This window comes from Paenibacillus terricola, assembly GCF_014779765.1.
Taxonomy (GTDB): domain Bacteria; phylum Bacillota; class Bacilli; order Paenibacillales; family Paenibacillaceae; genus Paenibacillus_T; species Paenibacillus_T terricola.
This window is the reverse complement of the sequence record NZ_JACXZA010000001.1, coordinates 665,241-681,957: the sequence shown is the minus strand read 5'-3', so window position 1 is coordinate 681,957 and position 16,717 is coordinate 665,241. Positions and strand designations below refer to the sequence as shown.

The window sequence follows — 16,717 nt, the reverse complement described above, 5'->3', positions numbered from 1 at the left end:
AACAATCCATTAATCAGAGCTCGACATAAAGGCAAGCACATCCGCCATTGCCGGGATTGATGCTTGCGCCCCCAGCTTCGTCACAGAAAGTGCTGCTGCAGCCGTCGCGTAACGCAGTGCCGCCTGTGGCGAAGCATCCGCGGTAATGCCGCCATACCGAACTGCCGCATAAGCGCCTATGAAGGTGTCCCCCGCGGCTGTCGTATCGACCGGCTGAAGTCGATACGCCTGCAGACGGCAGCTCTCGCCACCAGCATCCTGATAGAAGCATCCATCCGCACCTAGCGTAATAATGACCGCTCGGATCCCTCCACTTAGAAACCATTCAGCAGCTGACCTGAGACTCGCATCATCCTCCGGTGCAATGCCGGTGATTGCTTCTGTCTCTGTCTCATTGAGCACAATCGTATCAATGAGCGGCAGAATGGCGGCATCCAGCTTAGCTGCTGGCGCCGGATTATAAATAACAGGCACCGCCGCAGCAGAAGCTTTGCGCATGAATGATGTGTTAGCTGACCAAGGGATCTCATTTTGCAGCAAAACCGCTCCCGCTTCTCCCAACAACCGCTCCATTGCTTCAATCTCCGTCCCTGCCACCTTGCCATTCGCGCCAGCGCATAATACAATCTGATTCTCGCCCGTCTCGCTTACCGTTATGAGTGCAAGGCCAGATGCCCCTTCTATTACGCTAACCTCAGCTACGGCTGCACCTCTCGCCTCGATGGCCCCAAGCAACTGGCCGCCGAAGCCATCCGTCCCAACGGCGCCGATCATCCTTGTGGAAGCTCCTGCTTGTGCTGCAGCAACGGCTTGATTCGCTCCTTTGCCGCCCGGCATATACTGGGCTTCGCTCCCATGAACCGTCTCGCCGGGACGCGGAAACTGGTCAACGCGGCTGACGACGTCCATATTAATGCTGCCTGCAACGACAATAGTAGGATTGCTCATTGCGCGGTTCCGTTCTTCGCCTGCAAGCGATCGGTCATCGCGAGATCCCGAATCGATGCGGCGCCAATTCCGAACATCGCAGCCCTTAGCTCGAATTCGATTTGTTCAAACTGCTGAAGCAGCAGCTTCGAATCGCTGGCTTGAGCCGCGTAAGGAAGAAGAGTTCGTCCGAAGCCCACAATATTCGCCCCCAGCGCAATCGCTTTGGCTGCATCAACGCCATTCTTCAGGCCGCCGCTGCCGATCACAACCGCCTCATATGGCAAATGTCTCCTTACATCGCTTATGCAATCAGCCGTGGGGATGCCCCAATCGGCGAAAGCTTCCGCCGCCGCGCGGCGCATCGGGTCTGTCGTACGGAATTTCTCTACCTGACTCCAAGATGTTCCGCCGGCTCCTGCTACATCGATGAATGCAATTCCTGCATCATACAACTGCTTCGCCGTCCGTCCATCGATTCCCCAACCAACCTCTTTGATACCTACGGGCATGTCCAGCTTGCTGCACACCTCGCCGATACGCCCCAGCAGCCCGCTGAAATCCGTGTCTCCTTCGGGCTGAAACAGCTCCTGCATGCCGTTCAAATGAAGCACCAGCGCATCAGCCTCTGCCAGCTCCACAGCGCGGCGGCATTGATCGACGCCATAGCCTAACGCGAGCTGCACTGCTCCAAGATTAGCGATCACTGGGGCTGTAGGCGCAGCATGCCGTACGCGGAACGAGGCAGCGAGCTCCTCGCTTTCAATCGCCGCGCGCATGGAACCAAGGCCGATTGCCCAGCCTCTTGCTTCTGCTGCTTCCGCGAGACGAATGTTGATCGCTGATGCTTCTTCCGTGCCGCCTGTCATCGAACTAACGAGAAACGGCGCACGAAGTTTGCGGCCAAGAAACGACGCCTCTAACGATATGGAATTAAACCGCAGCTCGGGCAGTGCGTTATGCTCGAAGCGATACCGATCAAATCCTGACGAAATACCTTCACCCTCAACATCTTCCTGAAGGCAAATGCGGATGTGCTCCCCTTTGCGCTTCGCGGTCAATGCGGCTTGCTCTGCCGACTCTCGCGATCTAATCGTCACGATTCATTCCCCCTGTATTTCGAACAACCTACCGTACATCATAGCGCAGCGGGCGATACTAGAGCAAATTCAGGAGCTCGAATTTATATATTAAAAAAGGCTCCGTCTATGTTGTTCAACAGTAGACGAGAGCCTATTCGTTCTATCGCTCAACCCAAGCTTGTCCATCCAGCCGCGAGGAGGCAACCGCCCATGTCGGGAGCGCTTCCCAATCGCCGCGCATCTGAACAGCCAATGAGCCTGTTACACTTGCGAGCTTCACCGCTTCAACCGGTGTCATGCCTTTCACGATGCCTGACAGGAAGCCGGCACAGAAGCCGTCGCCTGCTCCAACCGTATCGACAACGTTGTCAGCCGGGTAAAAAGGAACCTGTTCCATCGAGCCATTGGCTAGAATAACAGTCTGATCACCCTTGCTTTTCACGATGGAAATCGCACGAAGTGCCGCTAATCGCTCGGCAACTCGCTCCCAATCGCTCGTTTCGTACAATAGTTGAAGCTCATCCCATCCTGGCAGGAAGTAGTCAGCTTTGGCCGCAATCGGCAGCAGCGCATCACGCGCAGCCTCGATCGACCACAGCTTCAAGCGCAGGTTCGGATCAAAACTAACGGGTACGCCGGCATCGAGCGCAATATCGACTGCCCGCTCAACCGTCCGTCTGCTGCTCTCGCTGATCGCCATCGATATACCGGTAACGTGGAGCAGCTTGCTTCCCCGTATATACGCTTCATCTAAATCCTCAGGCCGCATACGGCTTGCTGCCGAATGCTTCCGATAGTAATGAACGGCCAGCCGTCCTGCAACCGTCTCGCGGAACATTAGACCTGTCGGTGCCTCATTGCTTAACTTCACACGCGAGACGTCCACGCCTTCGCCGCGAAGCGTTTTCACAATCATATGGCCGAACGGATCGTTGCCGAGTGCCCCGAACCAGCCTACCGACACGCCTAAACGTGCGGCCCCCACTGCCACATTGCTCTCTGCTCCGCCGAATCCTTGCTCGAGCGTGGATGCACGCTCGAGCGCTCGGTGTTCCGGCGGCATGAACAAGGCCATCGATTCGCCGAATGTAATCAAATCGGGCGATGCTTGCGTCATGCGGTACTACCTCCCATGATAGCTTTACTAGGGGTTAAACAAATACTTTTTTAGCTGAAGGGATTAGTCATCAGATACATAATCGCAGCGTAAAGCACAAGAATGATGATGCTCAGTACGCGCGCTTTGGCGATGTGTGCCGTTGCGCTTTTTCCCTCGCGAATCGATGTGCCGATCCCCTTCAGCGGTTTGCCCATAATGCCGGAGAGTGCGCCGATCGCTAAGAAAATAAGCGTGATGATGATCATCCACAGCGTCGAGTAATCCCCTTGCGACATCAGGTATCCGCCAGTCAGCAGCTGCACGATAAGTGCATACTGCGCAATGCGGTTAGCTGAAGACAGACCTGCAGCAAGACCTTCTTGTCCCGCGCCTGTCAGCTTTGTTGCTTGTCCGACAAGCAATGGCATTATCAAGTAAATGCCCATGCCTGCCGCACCAATTACGTGCAGCCAAATCATAATGTTGAACACGTCGATTCCTCCTGAGAGCATATGCTAGAAAGCGTTGCTTTTGAATCTTCTTTAGTATACTAAAATATGCTCCATTACTCAAAGAACATCCTGCATTGTCACGATATTGCCGTTTTATTGGAGGCTGCGCTTCGCTAGCGCAGCTTTGATCATGAAATAGCTGATCTCATCAGGCAGCGTTTCTTTGATCGGCTTCAGTTTATCAGCGCCAACTTGATCGACGGCCTCTATAATCTGAGCTTCATAAGCGGCTGGCAGCATCCTCTCCCAGTCTACCGGCAAACCTTCCAATGCGCATCGAATCAAATGCCCTTCGATCGTCACTTCGCTTAAGCCCCGTGCCGCTGCAATGTCCTTCACACTCATGCCTGCTTCGAACTGTTCGAGCGACTGAACATGGCTTGCTCCATCCGCATCTGCAGAGCTGCTAGGCGCTCTCCTGCTCGACTCCTTCTTCGTACTTGTTCCATAATCCTGATTGGACGCGACAACAGCACTGACAGTTACAGGATGCTCCGCCCTCACTGATGTCGATGCCGCTGCTGCAGCATCATTAGTTAAAGCGAAGGATCCGATAATCGATAGGATATCATCGCCGTACTTGTCCGCCTTCGCTGCGCCGATCCCTTTAATGGACAACAACTCTTCTCGCGTTGTCGGCGCCGCATCTGCCAGCTCCCTCAGCGTTGCATCGAAGAACAGCATGAATGGCGGAACCTTCTCCCGTGCCGCCGCCGTTCGCCGCCATTCACGCAGCGCGTCGAAGAGCGGTGAGCTTACTGCTTGGGACGATGCTTGCCTTACAGTCGTCCGCTTCCGCTGCTGCACCCGTTCCCTGCCCTCAAGCACTGGCAGCGAACCCGACGCAAGCGATACCGTTGGATATTGTCCATCGCTCATGACCAAATAACCTTCAGCTACGAGCCAGTACAGCCAATCCGAAATTTCTTTCTCCGGCCAGCGTGAGAACAACCCATAGGTTGATAGACGGTCTAGTCCCCATTCCAGAACGCGCTTGTCGCGCGAACCCTTCAGCACCTTCGCCGCAGTCGTGACCCCGAACTTTCCCTTTAGCCGCGCAACGCAAGATAATGCTTTGAGCGCATCGTCTGTGCGGTCGATTAACTCGCTCTTATCGAGACAGCTGCTGCATTTGCCGCAAGGCGGAACATCCGCTTCGCCGAAGTATTCAACGATAAACTGCTGCAAGCAGCGCTGCGTTCGCGAGAAATTCATCATCGTATGCAGCTTCGCCATTTGAATCGACTTGCGGTCGCCGTCACCTGTACCTTGATCGATTAAGAAACGTTGAACTTGAACGTCCTGCGGTTCAAAAAGAAGGATGCATTCGCTCTCTTCCCCGTCACGCCCCGCACGACCTGCTTCCTGATAATATGATTCGACGTCGCCTGGCATCTGCCAGTGCAGAACGAATCGTACGTTGGGCTTATCGATACCCATGCCGAACGCATTGGTTGCTACCATAACGCGAACGTCGTCGAAGCGGAACTTCTCCTGCATTTCCGCTCGTTCGGTATCGCCAAGTCCGCCATGGTACTTGCCTGCAGCAATGCCCATTTTCTCAAGAACGGCATGCACCTGCTCTGTTTCCTTACGAGTAGCAGCATAAATAATACCGGATTGATCTTTGCGTTCTGTAATGAACTTACGGAGAAAAGCCGGCTTGTCCGCCCCGCTAACGACAGACAGCGATAGGTTATCCCTCGCGAAGCCGCTCACATGAATGCTCGGATCATGCAGACCCAGCATGTTCGCAATATCACGCGCTACCTCTTCCGTAGCCGTAGCCGTAAACGCAGCGACCAGCGGGCGGTTATTCATACGCGCGATCCAACCTGCCAATTGGCGGTAGCTAGGACGGAAATCATGTCCCCACTGCGATACGCAGTGCGCCTCGTCGATCGCGATAAGCGGAATATGCATCTGCTCCGACAACGATGCAAACATCGGCGCATCCAGTCTCTCCGGCGCTACATAGAGCAGCTTATATTCACCCATGAATGCTTGCCGCATCACTTCGCGATATTCAACCGCACTCATCGAGCTGTTCAGATACGCTGCTTTCACACCCAGTCGGTTGAGCGCATCGACCTGGTCCTTCATTAATGAAATAAGCGGCGATACGACTAGCGTCGTCCCGTCCATCAATAGCGCTGGAATCTGATAACAGACCGACTTCCCCCCGCCTGTCGGCAAAATCGCCAGCGTATCGCGGCCTTCCATAACGCCGCTAATAATCGCTTCTTGCCCTTTGCGAAACGTATCATAGCCATATACCTGCTTCAGCAGCTTCCTTGCTTCTTGCAAACGATCCCTCCTCTCTAGAGTTCTACCCACCCAAACCCTCCCTGCAAGGGAGGGCCCATGGGAGTTCCGTCCCCTGGACCTTGGAAGGTTGGTGATGGAATGAATGTTGCGTGTGTCTGATGCTGCGTGCTAGGAGTCGCGTGCCCTGTTCGGGCAAGCTTTCTGTTTCGATAAAAGTGTTAAAGATCGTGATGAAAAAAAATAGACCCTGACCGTTGTGCAGCTCGTCAGGGTCTTCCTGTAGCTATAATTATACTTTATGGACGAAAATCGATAAAGCTTCGATTAGCCTTGAACGATCTTGATGACGCTGCGTACCGACTCTGCGGATTGATTAAGTGCTGCTTTCTCTTCTGCTGTCAGGTCCAGCTCGAAAATGTTCTCGATGCCGTCTCCTCCGATAATCGTGGGAACGCCCATGAACAGGTCGTTATAGCCGTATTCGCCTTGCAGAAGCGCAATGACAGGCAGAACCCGTTTCTTATCCTTGAGGATCGCTTCCGTCATCTGAACAAGTGATGCCGCTGGTGCGTAATAGGCGCTTCCGTTGCCAAGCAGGTTGACGATTTCGCCGCCGCCAACACGCGTCCGCTGAACGATTGCCTCAATGCGATCAGCTGGGATGAGCTTCTCGATCGGAATACCGCCAACATTCGAATACCGAACAAGCGGCACCATATCGTCGCCATGCCCGCCAAGCACGAAGCCGCGAACATCTTCAACGGACACGTTCAGCTCCTGCGCAATGAACGTGCAGTAACGAGCCGTATCCAGTACACCGGACTGGCCAATTACACGGTTTTTCGGAAAACCAAGCGCATGATACGCCGCATACGTCATCGCATCAACCGGGTTCGATAAGATGATCACAATGCTGTTCGGACTTGTCGTCTTGATGTTCTCGCACACGGACCGGACAATGCCTGCGTTCGTGTTCACAAGATCATCCCGGCTCATCCCAGGCTTGCGCGCGATACCAGCCGTAATAATCACAACATCCGAATCTCGCGTATCCTCATAATTGGACGTCCCCGTAATTCTCGCGTCAATGCCTTGAACCGGCGTGGACTCCAACATGTCGAGCGCTTTGCCCTTCGTCGGATTCTCAAGCTGCGGAATATCGACGAGCACGATGTCGCCCAATTCCTTCTGCGCAAGCATCAGCGCCGTAGTCGCTCCCGTAAAGCCAGCTCCAACAACCGTAATCTTATTCCGTTTAATCGCCATCTCGGATTCCTCCTTGAAGAAGCTCTTCTGACGCTAACTGCCAATCACGGACGTCATGATTGCATGAATCAATGCATGCACAACAACGACCTTAATGACCCACACGATCATGCAATCACCCCACCTTCATCTGTTTTGGCGATGGCCGTTCTCGCAGAGAACCATCGCCTCTTCGCCAGCGCTACTCTCACGCCTTTCAACGATGGTGTTCCCGCAGGGGACCATCGCCCCTTCGCAGCATCCACTCTCACGCCTTTCGACGATGGCTGTTCCCGCAGGGAACCATCGTCGGCTTCGTCAGCATCACTCTCACGCCTTTCGACGATGGGTGTTCCCGCAGGGAACCATCGTCGGCTTCGTCAGCATCACTCTCACGCCTTTCGACGATGGGTGTTCCTGCAGGGAACCATCGTCGGCTTCGTCAGCATCGCTCTCACGCCCTTCGACGATGGGTGTTCCCGCAGGGAACCATCGTCGACCCCGAAGCGTTACCCAACCCCTACATTGCACGAGCCAAGCGAGTGCCAATACCAATCTTGATCAAACACGTCAGCACGCACCAAACATCAGACGTTCGAACTCGCCCACCTCTAACGCCCCTCACATCCACCACAGTAGAGCGTGTCCAATCCACCATAGTCTTATTCCGAGGGAATAGGACTATGGTGGATTGGACAAAAGCGGCTCCCTACTCTCCAGCCACCCGAGCGCGCACATATGCGAAACTTCCGGTGTCCAGAGGGCGGGAGCCCTTTGGGGTCCCCCTTCCTTGGGGAAGGGGGATTTAGGGGGTTGCGGGATGTCAGGGTTGGTAAGGGTCTCCCTTACATATTAGCGATAACGTAGTCCGCGAACTCCGAGCACTTCACTTCTTTCGCGCCTTCCATCAGACGTGCGAAGTCGTAAGTAACCGTTTTGTTGTTGATCGACGTCTCCAGACCTTTGTAGATAAGGTCTGCAGCTTCTTGCCAGCCAAGGTGCTCGAGGAGCATTACGCCGGACAGGATAACCGAACCTGGGTTTACAACGTCTTTGTCTGCATATTTAGGAGCCGTGCCGTGCGTAGCTTCGAAGATAGCATGGCCCGTCAGGTAGTTGATGTTAGCGCCTGGAGCGATGCCGATACCGCCAACTTGTGCAGCAAGTGCGTCGGACAGGTAGTCACCGTTCAGGTTGAGCGTTGCGATTACGTCGAAGTCCGTAGGACGCGTCAGAACTTGTTGAAGCGCGATGTCTGCGATTGCGTCTTTAACGAGGATTTTGCCGGAATCCAGAGCGGCTTTCTGAGCGGCGTTAGCCGCTTCTTCGCCTTTCTCTGCTTTGATTGCGTCGTATTGGCCCCACGTGAACGTTTGCTCAGCGAACTCTTGCTCAGCTACTTCATAGCCCCAGTTCTTGAACGCGCCTTCCGTGTATTTCATGATGTTGCCTTTGTGTACGAGCGTAACCGATTTGCGGCCATGCTTGATTGCGTATTCGATCGCTGCGCGAACGAGACGTTTCGAACCTTCGGACGATACTGGCTTGATGCCGATACCGGACGTTTCTGGGAAGCGGATTTTGTTAACGCCCATTTCTTGTTGAAGGAACGTCAGCACTTTCTTAACAGCTTCCGAACCCGATTGATACTCGATACCTGCATAGATGTCTTCCGTGTTCTCGCGGAAAATAACCATGTCAACGAGCTCAGGACGTTTAACTGGCGAAGGCACGCCGTCGAAGTAACGTACTGGACGAAGGCAAGTGTACAGGTCAAGCTCTTGGCGAAGCGCAACGTTCAGGGAACGGATACCGCCGCCGATTGGCGTCGTCAGAGGACCTTTGATTGCAACGATATATTCACGGATTGCAGTCAGCGTATCAGCTGGCAGCCATTCGCCGTATTGGTTGAATGCTTTCTCACCAGCGAATACTTCGTACCAAGCGATTTTCTTCTCGCCTTTGTATGCTTTCTCTACAGCAGCGTCAAGAACGCGTACGGATGCGCGCCAGATGTCGCGGCCCGTGCCGTCACCCTCGATGAAAGGGATGATTGGGTTGTTAGGTACTTGAAGTTTGCTGTCTTGAATCGTGATTGGTTGGCCTTCCGTTGGAAGAGCGAATTTTTCGAGTTGTGGCATGATTTGTTTCCTCCTAAAAATAATAAATGATAATGCTGAACAAACAGTAGCTTAGCGCTGGCTAATTGGTACGTACTTCACATTCGATGGACCCGTATATTCAGCACGCGGACGAATGAGACGATTATCTTCATATTGCTCGAGGATATGGGCTGTCCATCCCGAAACACGGCTGATTGCAAAGATTGGCGTAAACAGATCGCGCGGAATGCCCAGCGTCGTGTAGACAGATGCCGAATAGAAGTCGACATTCGGTTTCAGACCTTTCTGACCTGTAACGAGCTCTTCGATTTTGATCGACATTTCGTACAGTTCAGGCGTGCCCTTCTGTTTGCCAAGCTCACGGGACATCTTCATCAGATGCTTCGCGCGTGGATCGCCATTCTTGTAGACACGGTGTCCAAAGCCCATGATTTTAACTTTATTGTTCAGCTTGTCGTTGATGTAAGATTCAACGTTAGCAAGCGAACCGATTTCTTCGAGCATGACCATAACCGCTTCGTTCGCACCACCGTGGAGTGGTCCTTTCAGCGCGCCGATTGCCGATGTAACGCCCGAGTAAATGTCGGACAACGTTGCAACCGTTACACGTGCTGCGAAAGTCGAGGCGTTCAATTCATGGTCAGCATGCAGTACGAGTGCTTGGTCGAGTGCTTTAACAGCAACATCGCTAGGCTCCTCGCCGCTCAGCATATAGAGGAAGTTGTAAGCAATCGAAACGCCTTGCTTCGGCTCCACAGGCTCAAGACCTTGGCGGATGCGCGAATAGGCAGCAACAACAGCTGGAAGCTGTGCTTGCAGACGGATCGCTTTGCGAACATTCGCTTCACGCGACATGTCGTTCGCTTCTGCATCATACAGAGCGAGGCTCGACACGATTGTACGCAGGGAAGCCATAGAATTGCTGTTGCTTGGCAGCAGCTTGAGATGCTCGATGGTTTGCTTAGGCAGTGCAGCATATTCACTGAATTGACGATTCAAATCGTCAAGCTCAGCTTGGGTAGGCAGCTTGCCGAACCAGAGTAAGTAAGCAACCTCTTCGAACGAAGCGTTTTCTGCCAAGTCATCGATATTAATGCCGCGGTACGTAAGTACGCCGTCGATGATGGAACTGATGGAAGAAGTCGTAGCGACAATTCCTTCCAGACCTTTGGTTGCTGTCATGTTTTTCTCTCCTTCGGTTTCGGAATTATCCAATGAAAAAGGAATCTCGTCGTATGTTCAACTATCTAATCATACCGAATTTTGCCCATGAAGTGAACAAAACGACACAAAACGCCGAATAGAATTCCTTTATCGACTTAATAAAGTATTTTTGCCACAGTTAAAAAAATAACATATTTCCCTTATCATCGGCAATCTTGTTAGGATTCGCGACTAGAAAATGGTAAACTGATAGCATTAGCCGTCATTCCACCCGAGGCAACGGCAGTCAAATCATATTCGGAGGAAGCAATCATGAAGGAACAACGCCTAGGCATTATCGACATCGGCTCCAACTCTATCCGACTAGCCGTCTATGAACGTACCGCTAATGGGGCACACCGGGTCATTGATGGCAGCAAGCGTCCTGCAAGGTTAAGCGGTAGTATTGATGATCAAGGCCGGCTCCGGCCTGAGAAAATCGACGAACTTATTGACATTATGAACCATTACCGGCTCATTTGCGCCCATCATCGTACGGGCTATATACGTGCTGTTGCCACCGCAGCGATTCGCAACGCCGCTAATCGGGATGAAATCGTAGAACGCGTTCAGGAAGAGGCAGGACTTACCATCGAGGTACTCTCCGGCGAAGAGGAGGCTCGTTTCGGCTTCCTTGGCATGATCAACACCCTCGATGTCCGTGAAGGCTTCTTGATCGATATCGGCGGCGGAAGCACCGAAATATCGTTGTTTCGCGACCGGACACTCGTACAGAGCGTATCGTTCCCTATCGGCTGCGTAAATATGTCCCATTTTCTCGCCAAAGACGGGACCTTGTCCGATGAAGCACTAAGCGAACTTGAAGACAAAGTGGAACAGACCGTCCGGAAGGAAGCATGGCTGAGCTGGACGCCTGGCCTTCCACTAATCGGTGTAGGCGGAACCGTTCGGGCACTCAGTAAACTCGACCAAGCCGATACCAAATATGCATTTCCGCTTACCCATAACTACATGATCACCGAATCTCGAACCAACGAGCTCTTTGAGCAGCTGCGCCCTATTCCAACAGACAAACGGAATAAGCTGCCTGGCCTGTCCAAAGACCGTGCTGACGTTATTGTTTCGGGACTTGCCATTCTTCGCTGCTTATACCGTAAGCTGCAGGCAACCCATTATCTCGTCTGCGGAGCCGGTCTTCGCGATGGATTGTTCTATGACACCCGGTTCCAGAATCAGCCGCGGCTGGACGATGTGCTTGGCTACAGCGTACGCAATTTGAGCTGGCTGCATCCTGAAGCGCCTCAGCAGCATGTCATGCAGGTGAATCGACTGGCGATGCAGCTGTTCGAATATTTGAGCCCCAAGATGGAACTGCCCGAGCGCGCTCACCGCTGGATGGATACCGCATCTTCGCTGTTCCGGATCGGTGCATCCATCGATTATTACCATTACGCGAAGCACTCTTTCTATCTGATCGTCAACTCGCATCTGAACGGCTTATCTCATCGGGAGATGGTCCTGGTCGCTGCAATTGCTTCCTTCAAGGGCAAAAGCCGACTGCGCCAGCAAATTGCTGAATACCGTGACCTGCTCGAAGAGTCGGATCTCGATTATATTACGCTGCTCGGCACAATATTGCAGCTCGCGGCCGCGCTTGACCGAACGGAAACGCAGTCGATTGGTCGACTCTCCATTACAACTGCGCAAGGCATGCTGAAACTAGAAGCGCTAACAAGCGGAAGCCCGCTCGATGTCGAGCGGGCCGAAGTAGAAGAGGTAAGTAAAGATTTTAACAAAGCCTGGCATCTCACACCGGTACTTGCAATACCTAACTTCTAGTGTGATTTCCAACGCGATATACGTTTCGCCTCGAACTGGCTTCTCATAGGAGCCAGTTCGTTCGTTACGCGCTGATAAACGCCGGTCGATTGCAGCTCGTGTGCCTTCACATTGTCTTCCAGGTTCATGAATAATATGTTGCGGACTGTTCGGCGAAGATAACCATCGAATACCGGGCACATCAGTTCAATACGCCGGTTCAAGTTGCGCGTCATCCAGTCTGCGCTCGATAGATACACTTCCTCATCGCCACCGTTTGCGAACAGCGTCATACGCGAATGCTCCAAATAACGGTCCACGATGCTAATGACACGAATATTATCGCTGAGTCCTTCAACCCCTGGACGCAAGCAGCATACCCCGCGCACGATCAGATCGATTTTCACTCCTGCTTGAGAAGCGGAATAAAGCTTATCAATCATCTCTTGATTGGATAGCGAGTTCATCTTCGCAATAATACGTGCAGGACGCCCCGCTATGGCATGTTCCTTCTCCCGATCGATTAACGCAAACAGCTTATCTTTCAGCGAGGTCGGCGCAACTCCGAAAGCTCGCCAATCATATGGAGAGGAATAACCCGTCATCTCATTGAATAGCGCCGAAGCGTCCTCGCCAATAACAGGATGTGAAGTGAATAATCCGATATCGGTATATAGCTTGGCGGTACTATCGTTATAGTTGCCTGTGCCAACATGCACATAACGACGTAATCCATCCAGCTCGCGACGAACGACCAGCAGAATCTTGGCATGGGTCTTCAACCCGATAAGGCCATAGACAACATGACAGCCAGCTTTCTCGAGCTGACGCGCCCATGCAATATTACGTTCCTCATCGAATCGCGCTTTCAGCTCTACAACGACCGTAACCTGTTTGCCGGATTCAGCCGCCTTGACGAGCGCTTGGACGAGCTCGGACTGGCCGCTAACCCGATACAGGGTCATTTTTATCGCGAGAACCTCTGGATCATAAGCAGACTGCACAAGAAAATCAGTGACAGCCTCAAACGATTCATATGGATGATACATAAGAACATCTCGCTCACGCAGCACTTCAAACATATCATCCGTCTCATCGAACTCACGTGGATACACAGGCTCCATACGCTCATACCGCAAGTTTTCGTAATTCGGCAGCGTAACCGCGAACTTCATTAGGAAGCTCAAGTCCAGCGGACCATCAATCTCGACGATATTATCGCTGATCTCCAATTCATCTTTCAGTACAGCCAGCGCGTAAGGATCGATATCCTTATCGACTTCAAGTCGAACGGTCATCCCCCAACGGCGGCGGCGAATTTCTTTCTCAATCTCTTCAAGCAGATCCTCTGCGCCTTCTTCATTCAAGGTTAGGTCAGAATTCCGAGTTATACGAAACGGATGAACGGCATATGGCGTATATCCTTTGAATAGCGTGTCGATATACTTCTCTATCAGATCCTCCATCAGCACGAACTCGGTACGTTTGGTACCCGATCGCACAGGCAGCGGGATATGGCGAGGCAGTATAGATGGAATTTGTATAATGGCAAAATAAGGTTCCTCTTCAGGTGCATCCTCTTCTTTGCGGAGCAAGACAGACATGTACAGCTCTTTCGTATGCACAAGCGGGAAAGGACGGCTCTGGTCAACGGCCATCGGCGTTAAGACAGGGAATATGATATCGTGAAAATAGCGCTCCATTGCTGTCGTCTGCGTCGCATTCAACTCATCGACGGAGCGGAATACGATGCCCTCCTTCGCCATGCCTCGAACAACCTCGCGGAATGTACGGTATTGTTCCGTTACCATTTGGGAATTCCGTTTGATCAGTCGTTTCCATAAGCCAACAGGCGTATAGCCGGTAAAGTCTTTCTTCGTCAGACCTGCTTTCATCTGACTCTGGACGCCTGCTCCCCTTACGCTAATAAATTCATCAAGGTTACTGGATACGATTGCAAGAAACTTCGCTCGTTCCAGAAGCGGTGTGGTCGCATCCTGCGCTTCGCGCAGCACACGACGGTTAAACTCGATCCAGCTTAGATCGCGGTTTACATAGTGGGACATTATTTGCTTGCTCATACGGACGAGCGCCTCCATTTCTTGTCCTCATTATGCTTGTCGATTATTCGTACAATGTTAAATAATTGTAAATCTATTGTTAAAGAGGTCGTTCAAAAAGTCCGCTGTTGATCACCAAGCCACAGGAAATGAATTTGGCATCAGATCATGAAAACGACAATTTGTGAACACGGACATCAAGACAGACCATTATCTTACAAAATGGACAAATCGCCCTACAGAGCTTTGGTAAAATATTCTGATTCGTGATACACTTTCTGGTACAGCCTGATCTTCGAACGATGCTTAATGGAACTCATCCTTAGGAGGTGCGGCAGCTTGAACAAAGTCGTCGCCATGCGCATGTGGCGTGGCCTATTCGTTGTAGTCATGCTTGCTTTACTCGTACTAGCCGTTGTATATGTAACACCGCTTGTTTATCCATTCTTAATTGGCTGGATACTTGCGTATGCGCTCAATCCCCTCGTCCGTTTCCTGCAGAAGCGAGTCCGTTTTCCAAGATGGCTGGCCGTTACCTTCTCCTTATTCCTGTTCGTTGTTATCGCCGTTACGATTATTTCCGCACTCATTACCCGCATTGTTACCGAAGTTATTCATCTATCCCAATCCATCAACGGTACGATCAACTGGTGGCGCGATGAATTTGACAAGTTTGTAAATACCCCCGAAATGCAAGATTTGATCAATAAAATCAGCACCTTCTATAACGAGAATCCGAAGTACCAGCAGCCGATCAACAACAAGATCGAGGATACAGCCAATATGCTGGCAGAAGCGAGTACGAGCCTCGTCACCCATTTCTTCAACGGTCTGACGTCGATTCTAATCTCGTTGCCGAACGTCTTGACGATAACGGTTGTCGTCCTGCTCGCTTCCTTCTTCATCGGCAAGGACTGGCATAAGCATGCCAAAGTACTGACAGGCTGGGTTCCAGACGGCCTCCTGAAATCCCTCACAACCGTATGGGGCGATTTGCAAAAGGCTTTATTCGGCTATCTTCGTTCACAGTTCATTATGATCTCGATAACTGCGGTTGTTGTTATTATCGGCCTTTTGCTGTTAGGCGTTAATTACGCCATTACGATCGGCCTGTTGATCGGCTTCGTCGATCTGCTGCCGTACCTGGGCGTTGGTGCTGTCATGGTGCCTTGGATCGCCTACACGTTCATCTATGGCGATGTGCAGTTAGGTATCGGCCTCTCCATTCTGTATGGCGTCATTCTCGTCGCCCGTCAAATGATCGAGCCAAAAGTACTCGCCAGCAGCGTAGGTCTAGACCCGCTGCCTACGCTTATCGCAATGTTCGCCGGCTTGAAGCTGTTCGGCGTGCTTGGCCTCATCATCGGCCCGGTATCGCTCGTCATCTTCTTCGCCTTCGTGCGAGCCAACGTATTCCGGGATCTCTACAACTTTATCCTCCGCGGAGCGAGGTAGCCTGACAACGGAACTGATTACAGTGTACAACCCGATTAACAAAGGCGAACGCTTAAAAGCTTTTCGGAGAAAAGCTTCATCGGAAGCATATGCTCTGCACCTCCAGAATCATTCGCATGTTCCGATTAGCGACTACTTAAATATAAACTTTGTGTAAATGGAAGTTCTTGCTTCTTCCATTCTACCAAGATTGATTTCCAGATTCAAAAAAAGGTCGAGCATCTGCTAAGCTGCTCAACCTTTTTTATTTTCCCCCTCCCCCAAAGCTGGGAGAGGTACATGTACGGACAACAACGATCGTAGGAACATTTACTTACGCAGTGCAGCACAGCTAGCAATAGACATGTAACGCTTCACCAGCGACGAATCGTGAAAGAGCCGCCGTTGCGCAGCTTCCTCTCGATGAAGGTGAGCATGTAGCCCTTATACAGCGGCCGTGTAAAGGGCAGCAGCAGCGTCAAACCGATGATGTCAGATAGAAAGCCTGGCAGCATGAGCAGAATCGAGCCCAGCAGCACGCAAACCCCATCAAGCATTGCATGGCCTGGCGGTCTGCCCTGCTGAAGCTGTTGCTGCATCTCCAGCCATGATTTGCGTCCTTCGAAGCGCATCAAATAAAAACCGGCGAAGGCTGACAATAGCAGCAGCAAGAACGAGACACCGCCCCCTAGCCAAGCCCCAACCGCACTAATGGTCCACCAATCAAGCAATAAGCCAACAATTACGATAAGAAGCCATTTGCGCATGATGTCATAACCTCCTAAAAGCAATTTGCTTACTTCTCGTTATTACTGCCTGTTAAGCAAATTGCTTACTTCGTAAGCATACACTTAGCAATTTGCTTGCTTCTCGTTATTACTGCCTGTTAAGCAAATTGCTTGCTTCGTAAGCATACACTTAGCAATTTGCTTGCTTCTCGTTATTACTGCCTGTAAGCAAATTGCTTACCTTTAGGTTAATGCTG

General features: G+C 51.8%; 12 protein-coding genes. 2 read left to right on the top strand and 10 right to left on the bottom strand.

Annotated elements, in window-relative coordinates:
- Positions 1-9: 9 nt before the first annotated feature.
- The 8 genes from rbsK to citZ all read right to left on the bottom strand — a co-directional run bounded on the left by rbsK (position 10) and on the right by citZ (position 10,438).
- Positions 10-948 carry a ribokinase gene (gene rbsK / locus H8B09_RS03005; RefSeq protein ID WP_191201980.1) on the bottom strand — a complete coding sequence of 313 codons (939 nt, stop codon included), beginning with the start codon at positions 946-948 and terminating at the stop codon, positions 10-12.
- Complete coding sequence (gene fni / locus H8B09_RS03000) at positions 945-2,030, bottom strand: type 2 isopentenyl-diphosphate Delta-isomerase (RefSeq protein ID WP_397376047.1); 1,086 nt, start codon at positions 2,028-2,030, stop codon at positions 945-947. Before fni ends, rbsK begins: the two co-directional genes overlap by 4 nt.
- Before the next feature lie 139 nt (positions 2,031-2,169).
- The gene (locus H8B09_RS02995; protein ID WP_191201978.1) at positions 2,170-3,126 is read right to left on the bottom strand and encodes a sugar kinase; all 957 of its coding nucleotides are present in this window, start codon (positions 3,124-3,126) and stop codon (positions 2,170-2,172) included.
- A 50-nt stretch (positions 3,127-3,176) separates the two neighbouring features.
- A complete protein-coding gene (locus H8B09_RS02990; protein ID WP_191201977.1) occupies positions 3,177-3,599 on the bottom strand; it encodes a hypothetical protein in 423 nt (140 codons plus the stop codon).
- A 114-nt stretch (positions 3,600-3,713) separates the two neighbouring features.
- Positions 3,714-5,927, bottom strand: coding sequence for a DNA helicase RecQ (gene recQ, locus H8B09_RS02985; protein WP_191201976.1), 2,214 nt, complete (start codon positions 5,925-5,927; stop codon positions 3,714-3,716).
- Between the two features lie 285 nt (positions 5,928-6,212).
- Complete coding sequence (gene mdh, locus H8B09_RS02980) at positions 6,213-7,154, bottom strand: malate dehydrogenase (RefSeq protein ID WP_191201975.1); 942 nt, start codon at positions 7,152-7,154, stop codon at positions 6,213-6,215.
- Between the two features lie 824 nt (positions 7,155-7,978).
- A complete protein-coding gene (icd, locus tag H8B09_RS02975; RefSeq protein ID WP_191201974.1) occupies positions 7,979-9,274 on the bottom strand; it encodes an NADP-dependent isocitrate dehydrogenase in 1,296 nt (431 codons plus the stop codon).
- A 51-nt stretch (positions 9,275-9,325) separates the two neighbouring features.
- Positions 9,326-10,438, bottom strand: coding sequence for a citrate synthase (gene citZ / locus H8B09_RS02970; protein ID WP_191201973.1), 1,113 nt, complete (start codon positions 10,436-10,438; stop codon positions 9,326-9,328).
- Between the two features lie 294 nt (positions 10,439-10,732).
- On the opposite strand from citZ, the gene H8B09_RS02965 reads away from it, so the two are divergent.
- Positions 10,733-12,259, top strand: a complete 1,527-nt coding sequence (locus tag H8B09_RS02965) for a Ppx/GppA phosphatase family protein (RefSeq protein WP_191201972.1) — start codon at positions 10,733-10,735, stop codon at positions 12,257-12,259.
- On the opposite strand, the gene ppk1 is transcribed toward H8B09_RS02965, so the two are convergent.
- Positions 12,256-14,319: a polyphosphate kinase 1 gene (gene ppk1, locus H8B09_RS02960; RefSeq protein ID WP_191201971.1), complete on the bottom strand. Its 2,064-nt coding sequence runs from the start codon at positions 14,317-14,319 to the stop codon at positions 12,256-12,258. The two genes, H8B09_RS02965 and ppk1, sit on opposite strands and share 4 nt — an antisense overlap.
- Before the next feature lie 318 nt (positions 14,320-14,637).
- On the opposite strand from ppk1, the gene ytvI reads away from it, so the two are divergent.
- Positions 14,638-15,753, top strand: a complete 1,116-nt coding sequence (ytvI, locus tag H8B09_RS02955; protein ID WP_191201970.1) for a sporulation integral membrane protein YtvI — start codon at positions 14,638-14,640, stop codon at positions 15,751-15,753.
- 353 nt (positions 15,754-16,106) lie between these two features.
- Here ytvI and H8B09_RS02950 read toward each other — a convergent pair whose 3' ends face one another.
- Positions 16,107-16,499 carry an FxsA family protein gene (locus H8B09_RS02950; protein ID WP_191201969.1) on the bottom strand — a complete coding sequence of 131 codons (393 nt, stop codon included), beginning with the start codon at positions 16,497-16,499 and terminating at the stop codon, positions 16,107-16,109.
- Positions 16,500-16,717 lie beyond the last annotated feature (218 nt).